Consider the following 25703-nt stretch of genomic DNA (forward strand, 5'->3'; position numbering starts at 1 on the left):
GAAAGGTTACTTGTTTTCTACGCTGGTGAGGCAGTTGTTGGCAACAAGCTGCGGCGCGACCAGTCATGGAGCCTGTCAGTCAACTCCATGAACTCCTGGTTCACCACTTGCAGTTCAGGGTGCCTGTCATGCCAGTCCACGATCTCCCTGGCACCGTCGGCGAAGGGAATGGTCGCCGCGTAATCCGGAACCAATGCCTTGATCTTGGAGTTGTCGAACACCACGGAATGGGACCGGTCGCCCAGCAGGTTCGGCCCGAGTTCGGTGCTGTGGGCAGCAATTGTCTCCGAGGAAACGTGGAACAACTCCGGTTCGGGAACCCCCGCGGCCCGCGCGAGCAAACGGTACACCTGGTTCCAGGGAAGGAACTCGTCCGAGGTGATGGTGTAGCTTTCGCCGATTGCCTGCGGCCGGCCAAGGAGCCCAACAAAGGCCTTCGCGAAGTCACGGCTGTGGGTCAGCGTCCAGAGCGACGTTCCATCCCCATGCACCATGACCGGCAGTCCGGCGCGCATCCGGTGAATGTCCGTCCAGCCGCCCACCATCGCAATCTTGGTGCGGTCATAAGTGTGCGAAGGACGTACCACCGTCACCGGGAAATCCTGCTCCCGATAAGCCTTGAAGAAGATCTCCTCGCAGGCAATCTTGTCCCTTGAGTACTGCCAAAAAGGGTTCTTCAGGGGCGTGGACTCCCGGATCGGCAGGGTAGTTGGCGGCTTCTGGTAGGCGGAAGCGGAACTGATGAACACGTACTGTCCTGTCCGCCCGCGGAACAAGTCCAAGCCGGCCCGCGCCTGATCGGGAGCGTAGGAGATAAAGTCCGCAACGGCGTCGAACTCCCGTCCGCCAAGCACCTCCCGCACGGCCGCGGGGTCGCGCACATCCGCGTGGAGAACCTCGGCGCCCTCAGGAACCGGCCGCCCGGCTGACCGTCCGCGGTTGAGGATGGTCAGCCGGTGGCCAAATGCGACGGCGCGTTCAGCCGCCGACGCACTGATGACGCCGGTCCCGCCAATGAACAGGATGTTCCGCGGCGGGACGGTGCCCGTTTCGGGGAGGACGCTGCTCACCAGGCGTAGTCCTCGGGTGCGGGGCGGTGGCCCGGGAAGATGTCATCCAGCCGCTTGAGGGCATCGTCGTTGAGGGTGACATCCAGCGCGCGGATTGCGGAGTCCAGCTGCTCCTGCGTGCGTGGGCCCACGATCGGTGCAGTCACGGCCGGCTGGTGGAGCAGCCAGGCCAAAGCGACATCGCCGGGTGCGTGTCCCAGTTCATCGGCGAAGTCTTCGTACTGCCGGATCTGGCCCTCGTGCTTTTTGAGGGTCTCCAGGGCCCGTCCCTCGGAGCGGCGGACGCCTTGTTCCTGCTGCTTCAGCACACCGCCCAGAAGGCCACCCTGCAAGGGAGACCAGGGAATGAGGCCCAGCCCGTACTGCTGGGCTGCGGGGATGACCTCAAGCTCCAGCTCACGGCGGAACAGGTTGTAGATGGACTGTTCGCTGACCAGGCCGGTGTAGTTGCGGCGGCGCGCGGCTTCCTGGGCCTGCGCGATGTGCCAACCGGCAAAGTTGCTGCTGCCGGAGTACAGGATCTTGCCCTGCTGGACGGCTACCTCAATGGCCTGCCAGATCTCGTCCCACGGAGTATCGCGGTCGATGTGGTGGAACTGGTAGATATCGATGTAGTCCGTCTGGAGGCGCTTCAGGCTGGCATCGAGGGCCCGCCGGATATTGAGTGCGGACAGCTTCGATTCATTCGGCCGGTCCGTCATGGTGCCGTAGAGCTTGGTGGCGAGGACGGTCCGTTCTCGGCGCTCGCCGCCCTTCGCGAACCAGCGTCCGATGATCTCCTCGGTCCAGCCGCGGTGTTCGGTGCCACCGTAGACGTTGGCGGTATCGAAAAAGTTGATGCCGGAATCCAGGGCGGAATCCATGATCGAATGGGAAGCCGCTTCTTCGGTCTTGGGGCCGAAGTTCATGGTGCCGAGGCACAGCCGGGAAACTTTGAGGCCGGAGCGGCCCAGGTGCGTGTACTGCATGTCAGTTACGTCCTTCTCTCTAGAACTGTGTGAAAGCCGCGACGGCGGGATCGGAACCGATGCGGGCGCCCGCCTCCAGTGCGGTGACGGCGGCAAGTTCGGATTCGGTGAGTGTCAGGTCTGCGGCGCCGAGGTTCTCCCGCATGCGGTTCGAATCCGCTGACTTGGGGATCACGATGGTGCCTTGGGCGAGGTGCCACGCCAGGATGACCTGTGCCGGGGTGGTCTCGTGGGCGGCCGCAACCAGGGCCACTTGCTCGGCGTTCAGGTCCTTGCCCTGGCCCAGCGGGCTGTAGGCCTCGACGGCGATGCCCAAGCCGCGGCACTTCGTGGCCAGGTCCGCCTGCTGGAACGTCGGGTGGAGTTCGATCTGGTTCACTGCGGGAACCACATCGGCTTCCTTGAGCAGGGTGTCCACATGGTCCGAAAGGAAGTTGGAGATACCGATGGCGCGGATCTGCTTGTCCTGATGGAGCTTCTCCATCTCCTTCCATGCCTGGGTGTACAGCCCCTGCGACGGGACCGGCCAGTGTATGAGGTACAGGTCCACGACTTCCAGGACCAATGCCTCGCGGCTTCGCTGGAAAGCGTCGTAGGCCTCGCCCTGCTCGCCGTTACGGAGCTTGGTGGTGATGAAGAGTTCCTCGCGGGAAAGGCCCGAGGCCGCGATGGCTGCGCCCACGCCGGCCTCATTGCGGTAGGCGGCGGCGGTATCGATGTGGCGGTACCCGGCCTCAAGCGCGTCTTCCACCACCTTCTGCGTTTCTCCGGGAGGAACCTGGAAGACGCCGAATCCGAGCTGCGGGATGGTGACGCCGTTGTTCAAGGTCAGCTCTGGCATGAAAGTCTCCTTCGAATGATTCAGGTAAAGCCGCGATTCCAGAAAGCGTTTTCAATGGGCTCTGTACTGAGCCTATGCAGATTTCATCCGTGAGTCAGCCCCGCTGCGTGATCCTGTTTTTCCTAGGTCTGGCAGTCCTACCCAAAGTGGTGGCCTCGCGGGCGAGGACGCGGGCAGAATGGAGGGATGGGTCAAAGCGCCGAGTTCGGAAAATTCCTCAAAGTCATGCGTGCGCGCCTCTCCCCGGAGGACGCCGGCGCCTTGGGTTCCACCGGCTCCCGCAGGGTTCCGGGTCTTCGCCGCGAGGAAGTTGCCAGGTTGTCCGGCGTCAGCACCGACTACTACACGCGGCTGGAACAGGGCCGGAACATCCATCCGTCCAAGGCGGTCCTTGATTCCGTGGCCCGTGCCCTCCGCCTGGATGCAGGGGAGCAGGCGCACATGATGGACCTGTTGGCCCACTGTGCCAATTCTGCAGCTGGCCCGGGCCCGGTGCAGAAGGTACGTCCGGCGATCCGGCAATTGCTTGATGCCGTGGGCGATGTCCCGGCCATGGTCCTGGGCCGCAGGACGGACGTGCTGGCTGCCAACCGCATGGCAAGCCTGCTGTTTACGGATTTCACCTCCTTGCCTTCCGCCGAGCGCAACCTGACGCGTTGGCTGATCCTCGACACGCGGGCAGGAACGTTGTTCCGTGATTGGAAAACCGTGGCTGCCGAGGCTGTGGGTTCGTTGCGGATGGATGTGGGACGCCACCCCAACGATCCCCAGACCAACCAGCTCGTGGGTGAACTCGCCGTCCACAGCGAACATTTCCGCCAATGGTGGGCAGGGCACCGGGTTGCCACGCGCTCGGCAGGCACCGTCAGGCTGCACCACCCTTTGGTGGGCGACCTTGAACTGAACTTTGAAACCCTGGGTCTCCCGGACGACGCCGACCAGCACCTGAGGGTGTATTCCGCGAAGGCCGGTTCGCCGTCGTCGGACGCTTTGACGCTGCTGGGCAGCTTTGGCGAGGCGGGTTCCTCCGAGGTGACAGTTAATGCCGATGTTCCCGAGGAACACCGGCATTAACCAGCGGCTCGAAGCGGGGGCCTAGCGTTCCAGACGGAAGCCAAGCTTGATGGTGACCTGCCAGTCAGCCACGGCACCGTCCTCGAGGTGGCCGCGGATTTCCTTCACTTCGAACCAATCCAGGTTCCGCAGGGTCTGGGAGGCGGTGGCAATGCCGTTCTTGATGGCGTCGTCAACGCCCTCGGAGGAAGTTCCTACAATTTCGGAAACGCTGTAAGTGTGGCCGGACATGGTGCTCCTCATCATCGTCTTACGAATCCTTCGGAAAATCGGACCCGCCAGGCAGGCCGTTCATGCAGACTAGCCCACGGATCTTCGTGCGGCCAGAGATCTTTTTCCGGCTTGGTCATTGCTCGTCCCTGCCGGTGATGACGTGTAGATTTTCTTGCAGCACCACCCAATCGATCTATGAGGAGCACTCATGTCAGAAGTGATCGTTGTCGGCGTTGACAACAGCGAAACGGCCAAGCGGGCGGCCATTGCCGCAGCGAAGATGGCCACCGCACTCGGAGGCGAGCTGCATGTGGTCAGCGGGTTCTCCGATGACCGCATCGAGGAATTCGGCAGCGGCAGCGACCGGATCACCGTTTCCTCGGCAGACTCCGCCGAGTACGTTGCCCGCAAAGTCTCCGAGGAGCTCGATGTTCCGGAAGGCAAGGTCAAGTACTTCGCTGCCCGTGGCAACCCGGCCAGCGCGCTGATCAACTACGCCGAGGCGAACAAGGCAACCCTGATTGTGGTGGGCAACAAGCGCATGAAGGGCCTGGGCCGCGTCCTGGGCAGCATCGCGAACAGCGTTGCCCACGGCGCTCCGTGCGACGTGTACATCGTGAACACGGAAGTCGACGCTTAGTACCCAAGTAGGTCGCAGTAGAGCGCGTTTTGAACCGTCAAAACGCGCTCTACTGCTACTCAGTTGGGTGGCCGGGGCGTTAGTGGCCTTGGAAGGCCTCGGCCAGCCACCAGGATCCGCCGTCTGAGGCGATCTTGGCGTCGATGACGAGCGGTTTGGTTTGCGTCCCGGCGCGGTAGGCGGCCAGCCAGGGTTCGACGGCGGCCAGGTCACCTGCGGTTTGGACGGTCACCCCGTCCGCCCCGAACCCACGGGCGATCGCGGCGATGTCCGTCTCGGGGAACACCACGCTGGCCAGGCTTTCTTCCGGCGCTTGGGGTGCGAAGTGATGCACTTCGGCCCCGTACGCGGCGTCGTTGTAGACGATGCACACCAGCGGCAGCTTCATTCGCACGGCGGTTTCAAGTTCGCTGATGCCCATGAGGAACCCGCCATCACCCGCACCGAGCACAGGCAGCCGGTCCGGTTGCGCCACGGCCGCGCCGATCGCCGTGTAGAGGCCCAGTCCGATCGCCTGGAAAGCCTGCGTGAAGCAGAACCCGAACTCGTCCGGCACGGCAAGGTACTGGCTGGGGTAGCCCATGAAGTTGCCCGAATCCACGGACACGATCCGCTCTGCAGGCAGCAACGAATCCAACTCCCGGCTCAGCACCCGCGGGTCAATCCTCGTGGGAGTGGACAGGTCCGGGTTCTCCACGTCCCGCCACCGTGAGCCTTCCTTGATGGCCAGGGCGTTCTCCTCGCTGCGGTACTTCCCAACCGGCTCCGCCTGGACGGATTGCAAGACCGCCAGCGCATCGGCCGCGGTCAGCGCCGAATCACCCAGCACACCCAGCGTGATGGGACGATTGGCGCCCAGCGAGGCATCCTCGACGTCGACCTGGACCACCTTGGTGCCCGGCGAGATCAGCCTCCCGTGCCGCATGGTCCACATATTCAGCGTGCACCCCCAGCCGACAATCAGGTCCGCGCCGCTGATCAGCTCAGCCGTCAAGGGCGAGGAGAACCCGCCGGAAATCCCGAGGTTGTGCGAGTCGCCGTTGAACAGCCCGCTCGCCACCGCGGACGTCGCCACCAGCGCACCGGCATGGCGTGCCAGTGCCAGGATTTCCTCCCGGGCACCCCGCCCGCCACGGCCGGCCACGAACACGGGCCTCTCCGCCGCAGCGATCAATTCCACCAGTTCCTGGACAGCGGCAGCGTCGGGGCGCACCTTCAGCGGTTGAGGCACGACGACGGCACCCACCTCGTCCGCGGCGGTGGCACTTTGGACATCCAGCGGCAGGCTGAGGACCACCGTGCGCCGCTCATTGACCGCGGTCCGGAACGCCCTGACCGTATCGGCAACAGCCGTGGCCGGGGAGTGGATTCGTTCGGCCACCGCGCCGACGCTCCGGGCGAGTGAGTCCTGGTCGATCTTGAAATTGGACCTTGTGGCTGCGGCCTGGGTGTCCGCGGTGAGCACGATCATGGGCGTGCGGCTCTTCGCTGCTTCGCCAACTCCCGTAATGGCGTTGGTCAGTCCACAGCCCTGGTGTGTGGTGACCACACCAACCTTCCCGGACATCCGCCCATAGGCGTCGGCCATGGTCGCAGCCCCGCCCTCGTGACGGGCCGCCGTGAACGGGACGCCCTCGGCCATGAGGGTGCCGGTCACATCGAAGTTGCCGGAGCCCACTACCCCGAAGACATGCCCGACGCCGAGCTTCGCCAGCGTCCGCCCGACGAGCGTGGAAACCCTGGCCTGCACGTTCAACCCCGGCTCGCCGCTCATGCGCGCTCCACCGCGCCCTTTTCCGCTGTGCCCTTTTCCACCAGCGCGTACACCCGGCTCGGGCTGCCGGTGCCACCCACAATCGGCAGCGGAGCAACCACCAGCGTGGCGCCGGTTACCGGCAAGCGGTCCACGTTCCGGAGCGAGGTCACACCGTACTTGTCCGCGCCCAGGAGGAACGAATGGACGGGGAACATCGGGTCCAAGGAACCTGCCTGGCCCGCGTCGATACCCACCGTTTCAACACCGAAACCGCTGATCGAAGCGTTGCCTGCAAGCCACTTGGCACCTGCCGCGGAGACCCCCGGAGTGTGGGGACCGGCGTCGTCCGCGTTGACGAAAGCCGCAGCGTCGGAACCCCGGGCCGCCCAACCGGTCCGGAAAATCACCCAGCAGTTCTCCGGAAAGAGCCCATGCTCGGCCTGCCACTGCTCAAAATGCTCAGGTTCCAGGAGGAAGTCCGGATCAGCGGCAGCCTCGGACGTCTTATCAATCACCACCAGCGGCCCCACCAGGCGGTGCGGTTCGATCTGATCCACGGACTTTCCGTCCTTGCCCGTGATCCAGTGGACCGGGGCATCCAGGTGCGTCCCGGCGTGCTCGCCCACCGTGACGTCGTTCCACGCCCAAGCCGGGCCGGCGTCGTCGAAATTGCTCACCGGAGAAACCGACAGGCCAACCGTGTTCGCGAACGGCTGCGGCAGGTTCATGATGGGTGTTTCGGAGCTGAGCGGGGTGGTGAGGTCGATGATTTCCACCGAACCCTGGGAAAGGGCTGCAGTAAGCCCGGCCAGAACAGACATTGTTCTCTCCTATCGCGTGGTGTTCTTGGACGATTTGGACGTGAGGCGTTGGGCAACCAGATGCCCCGAACCGCCGGACAAGCCGGGGCCGGGATGCGTCGAAGCCCCGATGTGCCAGAGTCCTTTGACGTGGGTATGGTGCCCCGCTGCCCGTGGGAACGGGCGCCAGAGCAGGTTTTGAAAGAGCTCCGCCGAGCCGCCGTAGGGATCCCCGTTGACCGCGTTCGGATTGGCTGCTGCGAGGTCGGTCGGCGCGATGACGTCGGAGGCCAGGACCGTGGCACTGAGACCCGGGGCGAACTCGTCCAAGCGTTCCAGGACGCGGCGGAGGTAGGCGGCCTTGAGTTCCGGAGTCCAGCCCCCTGCCACGGACAGCTCCCCGGCCGCATCACCGATCGGCGAGTACGGAACCTCCTGGAGCTGCAGCCACAGGGTTGCCTTGCCTTGGGGGGCCCTCGACGGATCCAGTACGTATTGCTGGCCGACCACTACCGTTGGCTCGGACGGCAGCAACCCTGCTTCCGCCTGTGCGCACGCAATGCCAGTACTGTCCGAGCCGGTGCTCACATGGACCAGCGGAACCTCATTCAACCGCGGGTCCAGCCATGACACTGGCTTGTCCAAGGCAAGGTGGATCTGCATGGCGCCGCGGCCGTTCTGGTACTTGCGGGCAGCAGCGGCGAGGTCTTCGGGGGCTTTGGGCAGGAGTCGCGTGTAGAGAGCCTGGGGTGACACGTTGGCCAGCACAGTCGAGGCGGGAACGATTCCTTGCGAGGTCCGCACGCCTGTCACCGAGCCGGACGCCGAGAGGATCTCCTGCGCCTCAGCACCCAGCATGATCCGCACACCGTTGTCCCGCAGCAGCGATTCGAACGCCGCAACGAACCGCGAGGCGCCGCCCTTCACCACGGGCAACCCGAAGCCGTGCATGCTCATCGCCATCACGGGCAGCATGACACCTCCCGTGGCCTGGTCCGGGCCGAGCCCTGCGTGCAGGAGCCACGGGGACCACAGTTGGTCCGTCTCCCAGCCATCGAAGCGGCTGCGGATGAAGTTGCGGCCACTCATGACAGAGTCCCGGATGAACGCCTCGTTCGCCTTGAGCCGCCCGGTCCGCAGGGCTCCGAAGCCCAGCTTCGCCACGTCTTTGAGGGAGCGAAGTTCTGCGCCGAAAGCCCCGAAGACAGTTCCCGCATGCCGGCCCAGGTCATCCAACATTGCCAAGTACGCCGCTTGGTCCTGCGGTTCCTTGAACGCTTTCGCTGTTTCAGCAGGATCCCGGTGGGCGACGACCACCCGGTGCTCGCCGGTGGCAGGATCCGTGGCGACGGAAGCCGTCACTGCGCCATCGGTGTTGCAGTATTCCAAGCCGCGCTTGTGCAGCTCAGCGCCCAAAGCGGCGTACGCCCCGCCGGAGACGAACAACGGATGCCACGAGGAAAAGGAATCGTGGATGAAGCCGGGAACGGTCCGTTCGCCCGAGTGGATGAAGCCGCCCAGGCGGTCGGCCTGTTCGATCAGGCACACCTTCTTGCCGTCCAGTGCCAGTTCCGCTGCGGCCACCAGGGAATTGATGCCGGAGCCGATGATGGCAACGTCGTTCATGGATCAACGCCTCTCAGAAATCGGGGTGGCTGGCGGTGGCGTGGTACTTGCCGCTGTGGAACACGAGGGGAGCGCCGCCGTCGTTGTTGTACCTCTCTACTTCGCCAACGTAGATCACATGGTCGCCGGCATCGTGGCGCGACACCGTGCGGCACTGGAATGTGGCCACGGCGCCATCCAACAGCGGAACCCCGGCGATGCCCTCGGTTGTGTCGGCGCCCTCGAACTTGTCCGTAGCGGGCGTGGCGAACTGCCGCGAGAGGACGTGCTGGTCGCTGGCCAGGATGTTGATGGCGAAGTGCGAGGCTTCCTCGAAGTCTGTCAGGCTGGGTGCCCGCTTGCTGGGGCACCACAGGACCAGCGGCGGTTCCATGGAAACGGAGGTGAACGAGTTGGCTGTCATGCCCACTTTGCGGCCGTCAGGGGACACAGTGGTGACCACGGTGACGCCGGTGGCGAACTGGCCCAGTGCACTGCGGAAGTCACGGACATCGAAAACGGCCGAGTCTTCCTCCTTCCGCGCCTGCATGAAGTCGGCGGCAGCCGTCGGATCGAACCACCATGGGTATGACGTCCGCGGATCGTCGAAGCCGGCCACAATACTGGCCGCCAGGGCCGGATGCTCCGCGGCCTCGCGCAGGAGGGTCATTTGGTGGTCGCGCCTGGGTTTGAGGAGATCGTTGGTCCAGGCCACCGACCATTGGCCCCACCCCCGCCAGAACTCGTCAAACGTCCGCTCCATCCATTCGCGGTCAAACGCCTGCGGGCCGCGGCGAAGGATTGAATCGAGGTAGTACTTGGCCGCCAGGGTTGCGTTGTTGGAGCCCTGCCCCGTCAGCGGGTCGTTGAGGACGACGGCGTCGCCCAGTCCGAAGACCACGCTGCCGTTCGGCAGCTCCCCGACGGCGGAACGCACCGTAGGCGTGATGCGGCCCAGAAGCGTGGCACCGTCGTCGGTCAGCCTGGCGTCCTCGAACGCGGCGGCTTCATGCGGGAAATGGTCGCGCAGGATCTGCAGGGAACGCTCAAGCTGTTCTTCAGGACTGACGACGCCGGTCCAGCAGTCCATGGGGCCGCCCACCACGCCCTCGAACACCATCATGCGGCAGGGGCCGGACACTGTGAGGCCCGGGAAGGTGAAGAACTCACCCACTCCCGGCGCCATGGACATCCGGATGGCGGCAGCACCGCCGTCGTCCGTTCCCTTAGCGGTGACGTAGTTCAGCGCGAGGACCCGCTGCGGACGATCGAAAGGCGACTTCGCCTTGTCCCGCGGGAAGATCTGGCCGATCTCACCCTTTCCGGTGCTGACGACTACCAGCTCATACTCCCGGGACAGCTCCTCGAGCATGCGGGGCGTGACCTTTTCGATCCGGAAGTCGCCTCCATTGGACACGAACCGTTCGATCCAGTGCGCGCTCTTGATGCGCTGGTCGATGGAGCGGGCCGGGCCATCCAGCGGGGCCTCCCACTCGAGGGAATCGCCGCCTTCCACCCGGAAGCGGATGGAGCCGATTTCCGGCGCTTCGGAGCCCTGCACCGCCGTGCCCATCTGCGCCTCGGCGTCGAGTGCGGTGGAGAACATGCACTGGCTGGACATGACCTTTCCGGTGCGGATTTGGGCCGCCGAACGGTCCGAGTACAGCGTGACCGAATAGCCTTCCCGCTGCAGGCCCAAGGCCAGCTGGGCGCCGGATTCGCCGGCCCCGATGATTGCAATAGTGCGCATGGTGAGTCCTTGTTAGCAGGGGTGTGCTATTAAACTTTGGCCGCTTGCAGGCTTGCGAGGTAGTCCGCGGCCTTATCCGGGTACATGAACCACTCCTGGAACTCCGGCGGGTGGTTGAAGCCGTTGGCGAAGCGGTGGGCGATTTCCGGGGCTTGGTTGGCTGCGCCCAGGAGTTCCAGGACGTGCGGCGGGGGAGGAGCCAGCAACGCATTGGTCCACTGGGCAACGTGCTGCGCATAATCCCAGTACCGCTCGAACGTGGCCTGCATGAACGCGGCATCGTAGGAGCCCGCGCCGTGCTTGATGATGCTGTCCAGGTAGGACGCCGCGCACTTGCTCGCGTTGTTGGACCCCTGGCCAGTGATGGGATCGTTCAAAACCACGACGTCGGCCAGGCCCAGTACCTGCCTGCCGCTGGGGAGCGTGGCAATCGGGTGGCGGACGGTGGGGGCAAAACGGCCCTGCAGGACGCCGTTGGGGTCAGTCAGCTCCACGTCCGTGGCGCGTTCCGCTTCCCACGGGAGGAAGGTCTTCAGGATGTTCTTGGAGTTCGCCAAATGCTCCTCCGGCGAGAGCCCGTTCCAGGAGTCCATGGGTCCGCCGGGTACGCCTTCGAACACCATGATTTCGCACGGTCCGGTGGTGGTGAGGGCCGGGAACACGAAGTATTCGCCCACGCCGGGGATGAGGTTGAAGGAAACGGCGGAGTACTCCTCGCGGGGCTTCAGTCCTGTGACGTAAGTAAGGGCAAGCGCGCGCTGCGGGGCATCGTAAGTACTGCGTTCTGCGTCCCGGGTGAAGAGCTGGGCGATCTCTCCCTTGCCCGCGGCGACGATGACCAGCTCGGAATTCACTGCGTAGCGTTCCAGGTCCTCAACGCCGGCATCCTCAAACACCAGTTCACCGCCGCGATTGACGAACTCCTCCATGAACTTGGGGAACTTGACGCGCTGGTCGATGGATTTGGCGTGGTTGTCCAGTCTTGAGGCCCAGTTGATGGCCTTTTCACCCGGAAGTTTGGGGTGCGGGATGGTGAAGGAGATGCCGTCCACTGTGGGGGCGTCCGGCCAGAAATCCAGCCCGAGGGCCTTCTCGTGTTCCAGGGCATTGTGGAAGATGCACTGGCTGGAGGCCACTTTGCCGTCCCGGATCTCGTCCGGGGTGCGGTTGGAAATGGTGGTTACCTGGAACCCGGCGTCCAGCAGGCCGATGCCGAGTTGAAGACCGGACTGGCCGGCACCGACGATGGTGATGTGGCGTTGCGTCATGGTTCTTGTCCTTCTGTGTAGTGGGACGTTCTTCGAAGCTATGGAGTGTGTGTTCAGTTGGCAGCGAGGAGCGGGATGGTTTCCTCGGCACGTTCGGGGCCCAGGGCGGAGTAACCGCCGTCAACCGCCCAATCGGCTCCGGTTACGAAGCTGGCTTGGTCGCCCGCGAGGAAGGCGACGACGTCACCCACCTCGTGCGGCCGGCCCACCCGCTTGAGGGCATGGAACGGGGCCGCGACGGAGTCTGTCTTTTCGAGGTTTCCGTTGCTGAGGGAATCCATGATGTTGCTCCATACCCAGCCCGGGCTGACCGAGTTGACGCGGATATTGTCGGCTGCGAAATCCACGGCCATGCTGCGCGTGACCTGGACCAGTGCGGCTTTGCTGGCCGGGTAAAGCCAGCGGCCGGTTTGGGCGACGGAGCTGGAGATGGATGTGAAGTTGATGATCACGCCGTGGCCGGACTTCTTGAGGTGCGGCCTGGCAGCGTTGCCGGCCATCACCGCGCTGACCAGGTTGACGTTGAGGGCCTCGAGCCAGTCTGCCCGGCCGGAGCCTGCACCGTCGTCTTTGTACGTGCAGGCGAGGTTCACCAGGACGTCCAGGCTTCCGTGCGTCGCCACGGTCTCTTCGATGAGTTCCTGGATGGCGGCGTCGTCGGTGATGTCTGTGTGGGAGTAGTGAATGCGGTCGCCCAACTCTTTGGTGAGCGTGCCGCCGTCGGGGTCTATGTCGGCAACCACCACGGTGGCTCCTGCGTCCCGGAGCGAGGTAACCACGCCTTGGCCCACCTTGGTTGCTCCGCCGGTGACGATCGCCGTCCTGCCTTCGAGTCCTGACATGGCCAAACCCTCTCCTTTGTGGATTGTGCTGAAGCGGGACTATGACGTGGGTCATATCCGCCCTGAAAGAGACTCTAGGGAGCCGATGCGGTCCGCGAATATCCACGAAGCGCGGGGATCATCCGGAATGCGCAGTTCGTGGAATCAGTCGCCTGGATACTGTTCGTCGGTCTCTTCAACCCATCCCACCCACGGCGCCGCCGTCAGTCGCGTGTCCGGCAGGTGGAGTTGGCGTTCCCACTCCTCGAAGTGTCGTTCCCACTCCTGGCGGCGATCATGTACCAGTTTGATGTTCTTCACGGGTCTCACCTCCCTCCGATGCTGTTGCGGAAATATGACGTACGTCATACTTGTCCTAAGAGCGACTTTAGGCAGCGGCCGGACAACGGAATATCCACTCGGCGTGGAGATCATCCGGAAAGCGAAAAGCTGCGAAAAGACCCCGTTAGTAGGTGCCATATGGTGAGGATCCTTCCCCGCGACGTCCTGCGTGGGCGGCCAACGACGGCCACCACGGACGTTGATGAGGCGCACCAGAAAATCGCGGAACTTTTCTGCGGCCATGAGCTCGCGCCGCGGACCAGGAAGTCTGCAGTGGATATGAAGCTGCGCTCCCTGCATCGTGGGGACGTGGGGATCGAGTTCCTGGACTACGGCGCTGATGTACGGATTGAGCCCGAAGGCCTGCAGGACTTCCATCTGGTCCAGATTCCCCTGGCGGGGCATGCGTCCATGCAGGTGGGGGACGTCAGTGTGGACTCCGGTCCAAGGATGGCCACTGTCCCGCCGATTGACCGGCCCTTCTCCATGTCGTGGGACAACGGCAGTCCGCACCTGATCGTTTACGTACGTCGGACCGCCCTGGAACGGGTGGCGCTGTCGCTCAACGGCGGTGCGGAACCGCAAGGCGGGCTCGGCTACGGCATGGACCTCACCACCGCAGCCGGCAGGGCCTTCCTGCGGTCCGTCGTCGAACTTCACGATGACCTGGTCAGTAAGCCGCAGGCCGCGGCGCCCGTGTTTGTGCAGGGTTTGCTGGCGGACAGCATGATGTCGCGGTTGCTGATGGCAATGGAGCCGCCCGCTGACCCGGTGGCAAGGGATGGTGAGTCTGAAAGCCGACTCGTCAGGGAGTGCCGCGAGCTCCTGGAAAGGCACGCTTTCGAGGAGCTGACGGTGCCGGACATCGCCGAGTGCCTGGGTGTCTCCGTTCGTACGCTGCAGACTGCCCTGCGCGCGGAAACGGGGGCTTCGCCGTCGGAACTGCTGCGCTCAATCCGGTTGGACCGTGCCCGCGACATGCTCCTGGAATCCGATCCGCGGGAGCAGACGGTCACGGCAATTGCTGAACTGTGCGGCTTCACGCATCAGGGCCGGTTCTCGGCGCTGTATCTCCAGACATTCGGCGAGCTGCCCTCGGAAAGCCTGCGCCGCTGACCCAACTAAGTCGCAGTTAAGCGCGTTATGAGCCTTCAAAACGCGCACAACTGCGACTCAGTTGGGAGGGGGCTACGCCTCCAGCACGTACGTTTTCAGGTCATCCAGGGTCTGCTGCATGTGGGCGTCCATGGCAAGGCGGGCGTCATGCGGGTTCCGGGAGCCAAGGGCCGCCGCGATTTTCCGGTGGTGGCCGATCGCATGTTCCTGGATCTCCGGAACAGCGGACGTTTCAGTTCGGCGGGCTTCGAGGACGCGGTGCAATGGTTCGAACAACACGGCGACAAAGACATTCCCGGAGGCGTGCAGGATGACGTCGTGGAACGCGAGGTCGGCCTCCACGAAGCCGGCGACGTCGTTGACTTCGTGCGCGGCCTGCATCTTCTCCACGTGTTCTTCGAGGATGGCCAGGTCTTGGTCGGAGATGCGCTCGGCGGCAAGTTCGCACGCGCCGGTTTCCAGCATGCGGCGGAGCTCGATGAGCTGGACTGCTGCTTCCGCGTCCTTGGTTCCTTCGGACGCTGCCCTGAGGACGGCCTCCAAGGAAGCCCACTGGTTGAGCGGGTTGACGAACGTTCCGCGACCACGCTCGACGCTGAGGATGCGCTGCGCTTCCAAGGTCTTCATGGCCTCGCGCACAGTCATGCGGCTCACCTCATGCTTGGCGCTGAGCTCAAGCTCGCCCGGGACCAGGGTCCCCGGCGGAAATTCGCCCGCAACGATCCGGTCCAGCAGCTCATCAGCTACGACGCCGACCAGCGACTTGCGCGCCATGTAGTCCCCATTTCTGTACTCCAGACCGTCCGCCCGAAGGATGTTCCTTCCGGGCGGAATGGTTGTCAGACATATTACGCTGGCGGTGGCCAGCTTGTTCTCCAAAATTCATTCAAAGTCGTTGCGCACACACCCGGCTGCTCCCAGTGAACGTTGTGGCCCGCCCCCGGAACCGGCTTCAGTCGCCGTTTGGGCCCCACCGCGACGAAGGCCTCCATCTGCGCCATGGACCGCACGCGGTCACCGGTTCCGGCGATGACCAGCAGCGGCGCCTGCACCCGCCCGGGTACTGAAGGTTCGACGCCGGTCATGGCCGCCTTCGCGCTCGCGGCCAGCACCGGGAAGGGAATGTCGAATCCTCTGCCGAGCAGCTCCCTGTCCTCCGCGGCGAGGTCCCCATACCAGGCGTCCATGAGCTTGGCCCGGGTTCTTTCGTCAAAAAGGCCCTGTTCCAGTTGTGACTCGAGAAGCTGCCGGAAACCCTCGCTTTGGGGCGCCGGGACCATGCCCACCAATGTCACCGTGGCAACGAGTTCAGGCCTGGCCGCAGTCAGTGTCAAAGAGACGCTCCCGCCCATCGAGTGGCCCACCAAGTGCACGCGCCCGGCTTCCCCAGCCTCGATCGCAGCCGCGACGGAGGCAGCGGCCAGGTCCAACGTCCACGCAACTCCGCCTGGAAGCTCCGCGCCCGGGTGATACCCGGGGAGGTCAACGATCCAAACGGGCCGCCCGGCGTCGAGCAGTAACGACGCCAGCGGTTCCCAGTAGACCGAACCGGAGGCCCAGCCGTGGATCAGCACCACAGGCGTGTGGTCCGGGGCGGGATTCTCCGGCGTCCGCACGTCCACAAACGAGGATGCAGCCATGGTTCCAGCGTAGTGACGCGAGGCACCTTGCGCAGTCAGTAGCCGTGTGTCACACTAGCATTCAAATGTTAGATGTCCGACATCTTACATTCACGAAATTGCCACACAGATTTCCCACGATGGAGTGTCCCGTGATCCTTGAAGCCGATGTTCTGGCCGCTTTCCCGGCGGAAGTCCAGATCCCCGCGCAGCTCGTGGCCGACGCCGTTGCAGCGTCCTCTGCCGAAACACCAAAAATCCTGGTTGTCCTGGATGACGACCCCACCGGCACGCAGTCCGTCGCCGATCTCGCGGTCCTGACCCGTTGGGACGTTGAGGACTTCGCGTGGGCCTTCACCCACATCCGCGAACAGCAGACCAAGCCTGCCGTGTACGTGCTGACCAACACCCGAAGCCTTGACCCGGCAGAGGCAGCCGCCCGTAACGAGGAAATCGTACGCAACGCCCTCGCTGCTGCCGCCGGGACCGTGAAGCTCGGCTTCGTCAGCCGCAGCGACTCGACCCTCCGCGGCCACTACCCGTTGGAACCGGACGTCATCGCCGCCACCGTGGCCGCCGAGACTGGTGAAAGTACCGACGGTGTGGTGATTGTGCCTGCATTCCCCGACGCCGGTCGCGTCACCATCGGCGGTGTGCACTACATGCGGGCCTCCGGAGAAGACGCCGGTGCCCTCACCCCGGTGGCCGAGACCGAATTCGCCAAGGACGCGTCCTTCGGCTTCAGCAACTCCGAGATGGCCAAGTATGTGGAGGAGAAGTCGCAAGGTCGATTCTCCGCAAGGAACGTCATCGTCCTGGACCTGAACATCATCCGTGCAGGTGCCTCGGCGCAGGATCCGTCCATTTCGGCCAAAGCCATCGCCGACGCCATCGAGTCCGCCACCGATTCCACCCCGATCGTGGCCGACATCGTCACCGAGAACGACTTCCGCGCCCTGGCCCTTGGCCTGGAAGAAGCAGAACGCCGCGGCAAGAAGCTCCTCTACCGTGTTGGTCCGCCGTTCGTCCGCGGCCGCATCGGCCAGGACATCCGCGAAGCCCTCACCGGCGAAGAGGCCTACGCGGGCAACACCCCCTCCACAGCCGGCGGGCTCATTGTTGTGGGCTCCCACGTGGGCCTGACCACCCGACAGCTGAACGTCCTTACCAAGGACCACAGCAGCGCCCGGATCATCGAGATCGACGTCGAGAAGCTCCTCGCCGCCGAAACCGAAGCGGCCGCCGATGCCTTCATCGGCACCGTCGTGTCCGACGTCGTCAACGCCCTCCGCGAAGGTGACGTGATCGTCCACACCAGCCGCCTGCTCATCAAGACCGACGACGCCGCAGCGAGCCTTAAGATCGCCCGCACGGTCTCGGCCGCCGTCGTGGCCGTGGTGAACCGGACCCTGAAGACGTTCCCGCCGCGGTTCGTCATCGCCAAGGGCGGCATCACGTCCTCGGACGTTGCCGCGCACGGCCTGGAAATCCGCCACGGAATTGTCCGCGGCCCCATGCTCCCCGGCATCGTCTCCCTCTGGGAGCCTGTGGACGGCCCGGCGAAGGGCATCCCTTACATCGTTTTCGCGGGCAACGTGGGCGACGACCAGTCCCTCGCCCAGGTCACCCGCAAACTCAGCACCTCGTTCTAACAGCAAGAAATTCAACGGAGAACCTCATGACCAGCAGCAACTACACCATCACCGTCCTGGGCCTCGGCGCCATGGGCCTGCCCATGGCTACCCGCCTCGCGTCCGAGCTGACCGTGCACGGCTTCGATATCGCGCAACCCCGGTTGGACCTCGCAGCGGAAGCCGGCATCAAGACCTTCGCTTCCGCCCGCGAAGCCTCGCAGGACGCTGACGCGCTGCTCCTTGCTGTCCGTAATGGCGAGCAGCTCAACGATGTCCTCTTCGGTGAGAACGGCGTGGCTTCGGTCCTGAAGCCGGGCGCGGTCGTGATCCTGGGCAGCACTGTTGGCACCGAAGCCATCCCGGCCACGGTCGCCAAGCTGGCCGAGTACGGTGTTTCGCTGGTTGACGCCCCGCTGTCCGGCGGCCCGAAGCGTGCCGGTGAAGGCGACCTCCTGATCGTGGTCGGCGCAGAGCCCGAAGCACTCGAAAAGGCGCGCCCCGCGCTGGAGCTCCTGGCCTCCACCTTGAGCATCGTTGGCGACAAGCCCGGCGACGGCCAGGCCCTCAAGACCGTCAACCAACTCCTGTGCGGCGTGCACATCGCCGCCGCCGCCGAAGCCATGGCCCTCGCCGACGCCCTCGGCCTGGACCAGGCCAAGACCCTGGCCGCCCTCGAAGCAGGCGCCGCAGGCTCGTTCATGCTCTCCAACCGCGGCCCCCGCATCCTGGAGGCCTACACCGAAGACGGTGCCGAGGTCCTTAGCCGCCTGGACATCTTCGTGAAGGACATGGGCATCGTAGGTAAGGCAACCCGCGCCGCCGGCCTCGCCGCACCTGTGGCCGCAGCTGCGGAACAGCTCTACCTCCTCGGCCAGGCCCAGGGCCTCGCCGCCGCCGACGACTCCGCCGTCATCAAGGTCGTCGCGCCCGCCAAGCGCACTGCCTAAGCACTCCCGCTTTCCAGCACCCCAGCGTTAAGCACCCCCAGTAAAACCCGCGACGACGGCGGTCCCCCCTTCGCCGTCGTCGCCACCTTTGCCGGTCTTCTCTAGACTGGTATGTCAAAGGAGACACTCCCCAAATGAATCCCCTCATCAACTCGTTGATGGTCCGTGCGGCCGACGCGCCCGCCATCAAGCCCGCAGTGGAGCTGGGTACTCCGCTGCTGCTGACCATCGCCGCCGCAGGCATCGCCTTGCTGCTGGTGCTGATCATCCGCTTCAAGATCCAGGCTTTCGTGGCCCTCCTTGCCGTGAGCATCCTGGTTGGCGTTGCCGCGCAGATCCCGCTCAAGGACATCTTCACCGTGGTGACCAACGGCGTGGGCAGCACCATGGGCAAGGTCGCCTTGCTCATTGCCCTCGGCGCCATCCTCGGCCGCATGATCGAGGTTTCGGGCGGCGTCCAGTCGCTGGCCACGCACTTCACCGAGAAGCTCGGGGCCAAGCGCGTCGCCATTGCCCTCACCGCCGTCGGCTTCCTCGTAGCGATTCCGGTGTTCTTCGAAGTCGGCGTGATCGTCCTGGTCCCGATCGTCTATGCGTTCGCGAAGATCGCCAACGTCCACCCCATCAAGTTCGGCCTGCCCATGGCCGGCATCATGCTGTCCATCCATGTGGCCGTTCCGCCGCACCCGGGCATCGTTGCCGGCGCCGGCGTTTTCGGTGCCGACATTGGACTCATCACCCTGATCTCGCTCATCATCTGCATCCCGCTCGGTTTCCTGTCCTACTGGGTTGCCAGCATCATGAACCGCAAGGACTACGAGCTCCTTCCCGGCGTCAAGCAGCAGGTTGACGAGTTCGGTTCCGACTCCCTGGTCCACGTAGGCCACGACGGCCCCGGCGCCCGTGCCATCGCTCCGCCGCGTCCCGGCCTCATCATGTTCCTGATCGCCGCTCCGATCGTCCAGATCCTCCTCGGCACCGTTGGTACGCTGACCATCGCCAAGGACAACTACTGGTACGGCGTCGCCTCGTTCATCGGCAACCCGTTCTTCGCACTGCTCGTAGCCGTGGCGCTCTCCTTCTTCCTGTTGGCTGTCCGCCGCCACTGGTCCCTCAAGGAAACCGGCGAAATCTTCGAAGGCGCGCTGCCTCCCATCGCCTCCATCCTCATGGTGGTCGCAGCCGGTGGCGTGTTCGGTGAAGTCCTCCGCACCTCCGGCATCGGCGCTGCGCTGTCCCACACCCTGGACAGCCTCGGACTCCCGGTGATCGTGCTCGGCTTCATCATCTCCCTCGCCCTCCGCGCCGCCCAGGGTTCGGCCACCGTCGCCATCGTGACGACGACGGGCCTGCTCACCTCCGCCGTCATGGAGGGTGGCTACTCGCCCGCCCAGATCGCCGTGATCGTGATCGCCATTGGCTTCGGTGCCCTTGGCCTGTCCCACGTGACCGACGCCGGCTTCTGGACCGTGATCCGCTACTACGGCCTCACAGTCTCCGACGGCCTCAAGACCTGGACCGTCCTGACCACCATCCTTGGCCTGGCAGGCTTCGTCCTGACCTACGTTGCATGGATCCTGGTGGGAGGCCTGGCCCACTGATGCGTGCCTCCCTGGACAAACTGGTCAGCTCTGCCCTTTCGTCCGGCTCGGCTGTTCCTGCCTTCACCTGCTACGACTTCACCACTGCGCTGGCCGTCGTCTCTGCGGCGGAGGAGGCCCGGCTCGGCGTCATCCTGCTGGTGGCTCCGAAGACCGCGTCCACCCAGAACGGTCTGCGGCTCATCGCCGCGCTGCGCGGCTTGGCGGATTCAGCCAGCGTCCCCGTCTCGGTCCAGTTGGACCATGCCTCGGACCTTGCCGTGATCCGGGATTCCGTGGCCGCCGGTGCTGACGCCGTACTTGCCGACGGTTCGTCGCTGGCCTACGAGGACAACATCGCTCTGGTCCGCGAAGTCCGTGCCATGCTGGACGCTTCCGGTCGCACCGACGTCGTGCTTGAAGCGGAACTGGGCGGCCTGGCCGGCGACGAGGATAAAGCGTTCGGCGCCTCGGTGGACACGCACGACGCCGGCACGTCAGTCGCGGGGTTGACTGACCCTTCGCAGGTGGCGGACTTCGTTGCACGTACCGGCGCGCAACTGCTGGCCGTCGCGGTGGGGAACGTGCATGGAAAGTACAAGGGTGAGCCCAATATCCGCTGGGATGTGTTGCAGGACGTAGCGTCCCGGACGGACGTCCCGCTGGTGCTTCACGGTGCTTCCGGGATCCCCGCCGATGAGCTGGCCAAGGCTCCTTCCCTGCGTGTGGGCAAGGTGAACTTCAACACGGAACTCCGCACGGGCATCCTCGCCACGCTGGAGTCCGAAACCACGGCCCACCGCGCGGACGGCGAGAACCTGCAGGGCTTGCTGGCTCGGTGGAACTCTTCGGCAGCGGGATTCGCGGAAGCCACGCTGGAGCTACTCAGCACCTAAGTCCGGTTGGCAGAAATCAGGGAGGCTAGGATCATCACATGACTCTGGCCTCCCTGATTTTTGCCCTGATTGCGGCCCTGCTGCACGTGTACATCTTCACCATGGAGTCCATCACCTGGACCAAGCCCGCCACGTGGAAGCGGTTCAGCCTCACCTCGCAGGCCGACGCCGAAACCACCAGGTCACTGGCCTACAACCAGGGTTTCTACAACCTGTTCCTTGCCATCGGTGCGTTGGTGGGTATCGTCGCAGTGTGGGCCGGTGCGCCGCAGGTGGGCTGGACCCTCGTTTTCAGCTCGTGCGGATCCATGCTTTTGGCGGCCCTGGTCCTCGCGGCCAGCGGGCGGAAGTACCTCCGCGCCGCCACCACGCAGGGCATCACGCCGCTGATCGCCGTCGTACTGGGAGTCCTGGCCCTCCTCTAAAGCGTTGCTTCTTAGTGCTCCGGGGGACCGGCCTGCGCTGCAGCTTCGTCCATCCACAGGACTTCCCAGTGGTGGCCGTCGAGGTCGCGGAACGCGCGGCTGTACATGAAGCCGAGGTCCTGGGCGTCGTAGGTTTCCGAGCCGCCCGCTTCGAGTGCCTTGTTGGCCAGTTCGTCCACGGCTTCACGGCTGTCCGCCGAAAGGGCGACGATGGCCGCCGTCGAATTCTTTGTATCGGCGATGGGCTGTTTGGTGAACTCGCTGAACTTCGCGTGCGTGAGCAACATGGCGTAGATCGTGTCGCTGAAGACCACGCAGGCCGCGGTCTCGTCGGTGAAGTTCGGGTTGATGGTGTACCCAAGGGCGGTGTAGAACGCCTTGGACGCATCAAGGTCGCTGACAGGCAGGTTCACGAAAATGGAGGTAGTCATGGCACTGATCCTGCCGGTGATTCGCCAAACCGTCCAGAGCGACCCACCGAGGTTCTTCCAGTAGGCGGAGGCCGGTCGTCGCCACCAGGCTTACTGGCATCAGTCTATCGTTTTATTCGCCGCTTTAAGCCGCGCCCTTCCTGTGAATCAGTGTGCCGTCCACAGTGGCAGCGGTACCACGCTGGTGCTTCGGCCGGACGCGTCCAGCAGGTGCCCGAGCCGCTTGTAGGTCCGCACTACGGCCTGGCGCGAGATGACCAGGCTTCCGGGTGCGCGTTGAGCCAACTCGTGTTCGTAGGCCTGGGCTTCCAGGTAGTCCCGCACCCAGAGGGTGACCAGCAGGTTCTGCGCGCCAAGGACCTGTGCGCTGAGTCGGCAGTTGCCCAGCCCGGCGAAGTAGCGGCCGACGTCGTCGACGTACTGCGCTGGAACGTTGAGCACCAGGGTGACCTCGCGCAGTCCCTGTTGCGCTGCCGTTGATGCGTCACAGCGCAGCGTGATGTAGCCGGTTGCCAGGAAACGCTCCACCCGGCGCCGCGCCGTTTGTGGCGAAACGCCGCAGGACGCGCCCAGTTCCGCCCAGCTCGCCCGTCCGTCCTTGGCCAGTTCCACGAGCAACGCGGCGTCCAGGTGGTCCGGCGAATACCCCGGCTGCTCGGCCGGCGGCACTGCGGAGACCAGCCTGGCTCGTGCCGGTTCCAAGGTTCCGCTTCGCCACTCCGAGGCCTGCCTGTACAGCTTGGTGACGAAAACAACTTCGCGATGCGTCACCCCGGGCAGTTGGGGGAAGGATCCCGTGACGATGTCCATGAGTTCCTCGTGGCTTGAGGCGAAGCAATCCACAAAGAGGTCGTGCGAACCCGTGACCAAGGAGACAGTGCCGAACGCCGGCTCAGCGCAGACACGTTCGATGAGGGCCTGGCTGTCGCCGGGTGCAGAGGAAAGGTGAATGAACGCGGACCAGCCTGCGTTCAGATAACGGGGACCGGGCGCAGGGGTGATCCATGCCTGGCCCTGTTCCGCGAGGGAACTCCATCGGCGTGCCACGGTTGGCGCGGAGAGTCCCAAAGCGTCCGCGATCCTGCTCCATTCGGCCCTGGGGTTGATCTGGAGGGCATTCACGATTTCGAGATCCAGCTCGCCGATCATGGCTGATTCGTGCATTGATACCCCAGAAAACAAGCAATCCAAACAATTTCATGGCAAGTGTAGTCGCTGAACCTAGTGTTGTGACTCGCATCACCACCTCACGACACTAGGACCTACATGGCAAGCAACACAGCTCCTCCGGCTACAGAGACCACAGCGCGCAGGACCATCGCCGGGATGATCCTGGCCATGGCGCTGATCGAATCTCTCAGCGGCGTCACCCAGGGATACCTGAATCCGATCCTTCCCGCGCTGGGACCGGTATTCGAGATCGACGATCCCACTATCAACGGCATCTTCCTGATCTCCAACGTGAGTTTCGCAGTCCTCACGCCGATCATTTCCCGGCTCGGCGACAGCTACGGATACAGGCTGGTATTGCGTTGGTCTACCGCGATCGTGACGGCCGGGGTGCTGATGATGGCGCTGTGGCCGTCGCTCTGGACCGTGACCCTTGGCGTTGTGATGCTGACCTGCGTGGTGGGTTTCATCCCGCTCATGATGGGCATTCTCCGGGTCAGCAGTCCAAGCCACACCCGCACGGGGGTCAGCGTCATGATCGGCATGCTGATGATCATGGTGGGAGCGCGTGGGCTGCTCGCGGGAATCGTCGGAGTCGCCGATCCGACCCTTGGGTTCTGGGTCGCCGTCCCGTTCGCGTTGCTCGCACTGGTCAGTTCGTTCGTCCTGCCCGACGCCGGGGTCCCGACTCGTGAGGGAATCGCCCTTGCGCCGTTGCTGGCTTGCTCGCTGGGCCTGATCGGCTTTGTGGTGGCGCTCTCGATGGCACCGGAATGGGGCTGGCTGGATATCCGCACTGTTGGCGCCGGCCTCGCGGGCCTGCTGCTTCTGGGTTACTGGGCCCGGCGCGACTTCAGGGCCGGATCGGGCCGGCGGTTCATGGACCTGAGGATGCTGGCCAACCCGCGCATCCGGACCATTTCGCTCGCCACCTTCTTCTTCGGATTCGCTTCCATCAGCTATTTCGGCACCAACGGAATCTTCCTGCATTCATCTCCCGAAAAATCGGGCTACGGCTTTGCGTTGAGCCCGCTCATGATCGCCATTGTCCTGGCACTGGCCTCGGTGCTGTCCCTCGTGTCCTCACTGTTGACGGCCAAGGCCATGCGAAAGTTCGGGGAGCGCGCCACTCTCGTGGCGGCCGGCCTCCTGTTGGCCTGTGGTTTCCTGGTCATGGCCTTCGCGCACACCTCCTTCGCCGGGTACTGCGTGGGCTTCGCACTGTTCAACGTGAGCCTGGGAATGTACCAGGCGGGCACGCGGGCCCTTTCCGTGGAAGGCGTTCCACTGGAGGAAACCTCGACGGCGGCCGGGCTCAACGAGCTGGGGTTGTCCGTGGGAATCGCCGTGGGGGCGGCGGTAGTGAAGCTGATCTCGTCGGCCTTTGTGGAGTCCGGGCATATCTCCCAAACGGGGCTGTTCTGCATCTGGGGAGCGCTTGCTGCCGCTGCCCTGGTCGCAGCAGTGGCCAGTGCGCGGTACCCCAGGCGTGCCGTCGAGGAGGTGAGCGCATGAGTACCGTAGTTGGCAGCAGCAAGCCGGGTACCGCCGTCGTGCAAGCAACCCAAAGAGACGTGCGAGCGGAACTGGGCGAAGCGGTGGAACGCTGGAAGGCGGACCTCCTTGACCTCAGCCACGCCATCCACGCCGATCCGGAACTGGGCGGGCAGGAGGTCCGTGCGGCGAAGCGCGTGCGGAAGCTGCTGCGGAAGGCCGGATTCACCTTCGACGCCGTTCAGCCGGGACTGCCGACGGCCTTCAGCGCCCGCTACGGAACCGGGGACGTGGTGGTGGCACTATGCGTCGAGTACGACGCCCTTCCCGCGATCGGGCACGCCTGCGGACACAACGTGAACGCCGCCAGTGCCGTGGGCGCAGCATTGGCCTTGGCGGCCGTCGCGGACCGGGCAGGCATGACGGTCAAAGTCCTGGGAACTCCCGCCGAAGAAACCACCGGCGGAAAGGTGGACCTCCTTGAGGAAGGCTTCTTCGATGACGTATCGCTGGCCATGATGGCGCACGCTGCGGCAAGCGACGTCGTGGGCGGGACCTCGCTGGCGATGGGCATGTGGGACGTGCTGTTCGAAGGTTTGCCCGCCCACGCCGCCGCCTCGCCGTGGGATGGAGTCAACGCCCTCGATGGATTGATGATCGCCCAAACGGCTGTCGCGTACGCCAGGCAGCAACTGCCCCCGGGTTCCATCGTGTCGCTGATTGTTACCGAAGGGGGGAGCGCAGTGAATGTGATCCCGGACCGTGCCCGCGCCAGCATCGAAATGCGGGCTCCCAGCATCGACCAACTCAGGATCATCCAGGACAAGACCAGGCGATGCCTGGAAGCCGGTGCTTTGGCAAGCGGCTGCACGCTCCAGATTACCCAGCACGGCAATGACTACGCGGAACTCAACCAGGACGCGTTCCTTTCCGCCGCCTACCGCTCAGCCATGGAAGGCCGGGGAAGGAGGGTCTCCGTCGACACAGCCCCCGTGGCCTCCACGGACATGGGCAACGTTTCCCGGGCCGTGCCGAGCATCCACCCCATGGTCGGCTACGAGGTGCGCGGCGCCGCCCACCACACTGCCGGATTCGCGGCCTTCGGGGCCTCCGCCAGCGCAGACCTGGCTGCCCTCGACGCGTCCTTCGGGCTGGCTGCCGCGGCCTGCGCAGCCGCCGTGGATCCGGTGGAAAGGGAACGACTGGTCCGGCGCACGGCGGGTTGATCGCTGGCCCCCTGTGC

The 25703-nt window shown here is 64.6% G+C and carries 25 protein-coding genes; 10 read left to right on the plus strand and 15 right to left on the minus strand.

The features are described 5' to 3' along the window. Positions 1 to 17: 17 nt before the first annotated feature. The 3 genes from ACIQT2_RS12670 to ACIQT2_RS12680 are packed head-to-tail and all read right to left on the minus strand — an operon-like array spanning position 18 to position 2879. The gene (locus ACIQT2_RS12670) at positions 18 to 1070 is read right to left on the minus strand and encodes an SDR family oxidoreductase (protein ID WP_402946813.1); all 1053 of its coding nucleotides are present in this window, start codon (positions 1068 to 1070) and stop codon (positions 18 to 20) included. Beyond that, the gene (locus ACIQT2_RS12675) at positions 1067 to 2038 is read right to left on the minus strand and encodes an aldo/keto reductase (protein ID WP_402946816.1); all 972 of its coding nucleotides are present in this window, start codon (positions 2036 to 2038) and stop codon (positions 1067 to 1069) included. Before ACIQT2_RS12675 ends, ACIQT2_RS12670 begins: the two co-directional genes overlap by 4 nt. A gap of 19 nt (positions 2039 to 2057) precedes the next feature. Continuing rightward, positions 2058 to 2879 carry an aldo/keto reductase gene (locus ACIQT2_RS12680; protein WP_402946819.1) on the minus strand — a complete coding sequence of 274 codons (822 nt, stop codon included), beginning with the start codon at positions 2877 to 2879 and terminating at the stop codon, positions 2058 to 2060. A gap of 186 nt (positions 2880 to 3065) precedes the next feature. Here ACIQT2_RS12680 and ACIQT2_RS12685 point away from each other — a divergent pair, with 186 nt between their 5' ends. Then, positions 3066 to 3953: a helix-turn-helix transcriptional regulator gene (locus ACIQT2_RS12685; protein WP_400335284.1), complete on the plus strand. Its 888-nt coding sequence runs from the start codon at positions 3066 to 3068 to the stop codon at positions 3951 to 3953. Between the two features lie 21 nt (positions 3954 to 3974). On the opposite strand, the gene ACIQT2_RS12690 is transcribed toward ACIQT2_RS12685, so the two are convergent. Then, positions 3975 to 4184: a dodecin gene (locus ACIQT2_RS12690; protein WP_400335286.1), complete on the minus strand. Its 210-nt coding sequence runs from the start codon at positions 4182 to 4184 to the stop codon at positions 3975 to 3977. A gap of 190 nt (positions 4185 to 4374) precedes the next feature. On the opposite strand from ACIQT2_RS12690, the gene ACIQT2_RS12695 reads away from it, so the two are divergent. Next, positions 4375 to 4806 carry a universal stress protein gene (locus tag ACIQT2_RS12695; protein WP_400335288.1) on the plus strand — a complete coding sequence of 144 codons (432 nt, stop codon included), beginning with the start codon at positions 4375 to 4377 and terminating at the stop codon, positions 4804 to 4806. A gap of 79 nt (positions 4807 to 4885) precedes the next feature. Here the strand turns inward: ACIQT2_RS12695 and ACIQT2_RS12700 are convergent, their stop codons facing one another. From ACIQT2_RS12700 to ACIQT2_RS12730, 7 genes are all read right to left on the minus strand, one after another. Then, positions 4886 to 6580 carry a thiamine pyrophosphate-binding protein gene (locus ACIQT2_RS12700; RefSeq protein WP_402946823.1) on the minus strand — a complete coding sequence of 565 codons (1695 nt, stop codon included), beginning with the start codon at positions 6578 to 6580 and terminating at the stop codon, positions 4886 to 4888. Beyond that, a complete protein-coding gene (locus ACIQT2_RS12705; protein WP_402946826.1) occupies positions 6577 to 7383 on the minus strand; it encodes a cyclase family protein in 807 nt (268 codons plus the stop codon). The genes ACIQT2_RS12700 and ACIQT2_RS12705 overlap by 4 nt, the downstream gene beginning before the upstream one ends. Positions 7384 to 7392: 9 nt before the next feature. After that, positions 7393 to 8988 (minus strand): phytoene desaturase family protein, encoded by a 1596-nt coding sequence (locus ACIQT2_RS12710; RefSeq protein WP_402946829.1) that lies wholly within the window; start codon positions 8986 to 8988, stop codon positions 7393 to 7395. Between the two features lie 13 nt (positions 8989 to 9001). Then, positions 9002 to 10717 carry a flavin reductase gene (locus ACIQT2_RS12715; RefSeq protein WP_402946831.1) on the minus strand — a complete coding sequence of 572 codons (1716 nt, stop codon included), beginning with the start codon at positions 10715 to 10717 and terminating at the stop codon, positions 9002 to 9004. A gap of 29 nt (positions 10718 to 10746) precedes the next feature. Further along, complete coding sequence (locus ACIQT2_RS12720) at positions 10747 to 11985, minus strand: styrene monooxygenase/indole monooxygenase family protein (protein WP_402946834.1); 1239 nt, start codon at positions 11983 to 11985, stop codon at positions 10747 to 10749. 53 nt (positions 11986 to 12038) lie between these two features. Then, on the minus strand, positions 12039 to 12827 hold the full coding sequence (locus ACIQT2_RS12725; RefSeq protein WP_400335302.1) for an SDR family oxidoreductase: 789 nt from the start codon (positions 12825 to 12827) through the stop codon (positions 12039 to 12041). Between the two features lie 144 nt (positions 12828 to 12971). Next, positions 12972 to 13127: a hypothetical protein gene (locus ACIQT2_RS12730; protein WP_400335305.1), complete on the minus strand. Its 156-nt coding sequence runs from the start codon at positions 13125 to 13127 to the stop codon at positions 12972 to 12974. 159 nt (positions 13128 to 13286) lie between these two features. Here ACIQT2_RS12730 and ACIQT2_RS12735 point away from each other — a divergent pair, with 159 nt between their 5' ends. Beyond that, the gene (locus tag ACIQT2_RS12735) at positions 13287 to 14264 is read left to right on the plus strand and encodes an AraC family transcriptional regulator (protein ID WP_402946838.1); all 978 of its coding nucleotides are present in this window, start codon (positions 13287 to 13289) and stop codon (positions 14262 to 14264) included. Between the two features lie 72 nt (positions 14265 to 14336). Here ACIQT2_RS12735 and ACIQT2_RS12740 read toward each other — a convergent pair whose 3' ends face one another. Next, positions 14337 to 15038, minus strand: a complete 702-nt coding sequence (locus tag ACIQT2_RS12740; protein ID WP_402946841.1) for a FadR/GntR family transcriptional regulator — start codon at positions 15036 to 15038, stop codon at positions 14337 to 14339. Positions 15039 to 15112: 74 nt separating this feature from the next. Further along, positions 15113 to 15904 carry an alpha/beta fold hydrolase gene (locus ACIQT2_RS12745; RefSeq protein ID WP_402946844.1) on the minus strand — a complete coding sequence of 264 codons (792 nt, stop codon included), beginning with the start codon at positions 15902 to 15904 and terminating at the stop codon, positions 15113 to 15115. Between the two features lie 131 nt (positions 15905 to 16035). Here ACIQT2_RS12745 and ACIQT2_RS12750 point away from each other — a divergent pair, with 131 nt between their 5' ends. The 5 genes from ACIQT2_RS12750 to ACIQT2_RS12770 all read left to right on the plus strand — a co-directional run bounded on the left by ACIQT2_RS12750 (position 16036) and on the right by ACIQT2_RS12770 (position 21365). Further along, entirely contained in the window at positions 16036 to 17535 is a 1500-nt protein-coding gene (locus tag ACIQT2_RS12750) for a four-carbon acid sugar kinase family protein (RefSeq protein ID WP_402946847.1), read from the plus strand. A 26-nt stretch (positions 17536 to 17561) separates the two neighbouring features. Next, a complete protein-coding gene (locus ACIQT2_RS12755; RefSeq protein WP_402946849.1) occupies positions 17562 to 18464 on the plus strand; it encodes an NAD(P)-dependent oxidoreductase in 903 nt (300 codons plus the stop codon). 134 nt (positions 18465 to 18598) lie between these two features. Further along, positions 18599 to 20065 carry a GntP family transporter gene (locus tag ACIQT2_RS12760; protein ID WP_402946852.1) on the plus strand — a complete coding sequence of 489 codons (1467 nt, stop codon included), beginning with the start codon at positions 18599 to 18601 and terminating at the stop codon, positions 20063 to 20065. Continuing rightward, positions 20065 to 20940, plus strand: a complete 876-nt coding sequence (locus ACIQT2_RS12765) for a class II fructose-bisphosphate aldolase (protein WP_402946855.1) — start codon at positions 20065 to 20067, stop codon at positions 20938 to 20940. Before ACIQT2_RS12760 ends, ACIQT2_RS12765 begins: the two co-directional genes overlap by 1 nt. Positions 20941 to 20978: 38 nt before the next feature. Next, on the plus strand, positions 20979 to 21365 hold the full coding sequence (locus ACIQT2_RS12770) for a DUF1304 domain-containing protein (protein WP_400335324.1): 387 nt from the start codon (positions 20979 to 20981) through the stop codon (positions 21363 to 21365). 11 nt (positions 21366 to 21376) lie between these two features. Here the strand turns inward: ACIQT2_RS12770 and ACIQT2_RS12775 are convergent, their stop codons facing one another. Together ACIQT2_RS12775 and ACIQT2_RS12780 are read right to left on the minus strand one after the other, a co-directional pair. After that, positions 21377 to 21796 carry a VOC family protein gene (locus ACIQT2_RS12775; RefSeq protein WP_400335326.1) on the minus strand — a complete coding sequence of 140 codons (420 nt, stop codon included), beginning with the start codon at positions 21794 to 21796 and terminating at the stop codon, positions 21377 to 21379. Between the two features lie 147 nt (positions 21797 to 21943). Beyond that, positions 21944 to 22960 carry an Lrp/AsnC family transcriptional regulator gene (locus ACIQT2_RS12780; protein ID WP_402946858.1) on the minus strand — a complete coding sequence of 339 codons (1017 nt, stop codon included), beginning with the start codon at positions 22958 to 22960 and terminating at the stop codon, positions 21944 to 21946. Between the two features lie 102 nt (positions 22961 to 23062). On the opposite strand from ACIQT2_RS12780, the gene ACIQT2_RS12785 reads away from it, so the two are divergent. Further along, positions 23063 to 24481, plus strand: a complete 1419-nt coding sequence (locus tag ACIQT2_RS12785) for an MFS transporter (RefSeq protein WP_402946861.1) — start codon at positions 23063 to 23065, stop codon at positions 24479 to 24481. After that, a complete protein-coding gene (locus tag ACIQT2_RS12790; protein ID WP_402946864.1) occupies positions 24478 to 25686 on the plus strand; it encodes an amidohydrolase in 1209 nt (402 codons plus the stop codon). Before ACIQT2_RS12785 ends, ACIQT2_RS12790 begins: the two co-directional genes overlap by 4 nt. Positions 25687 to 25703 lie beyond the last annotated feature (17 nt).

It is taken from the genome of Paenarthrobacter sp. NPDC090522 (assembly GCF_044769225.1).
Taxonomy (GTDB): domain Bacteria; phylum Actinomycetota; class Actinomycetes; order Actinomycetales; family Micrococcaceae; genus Arthrobacter.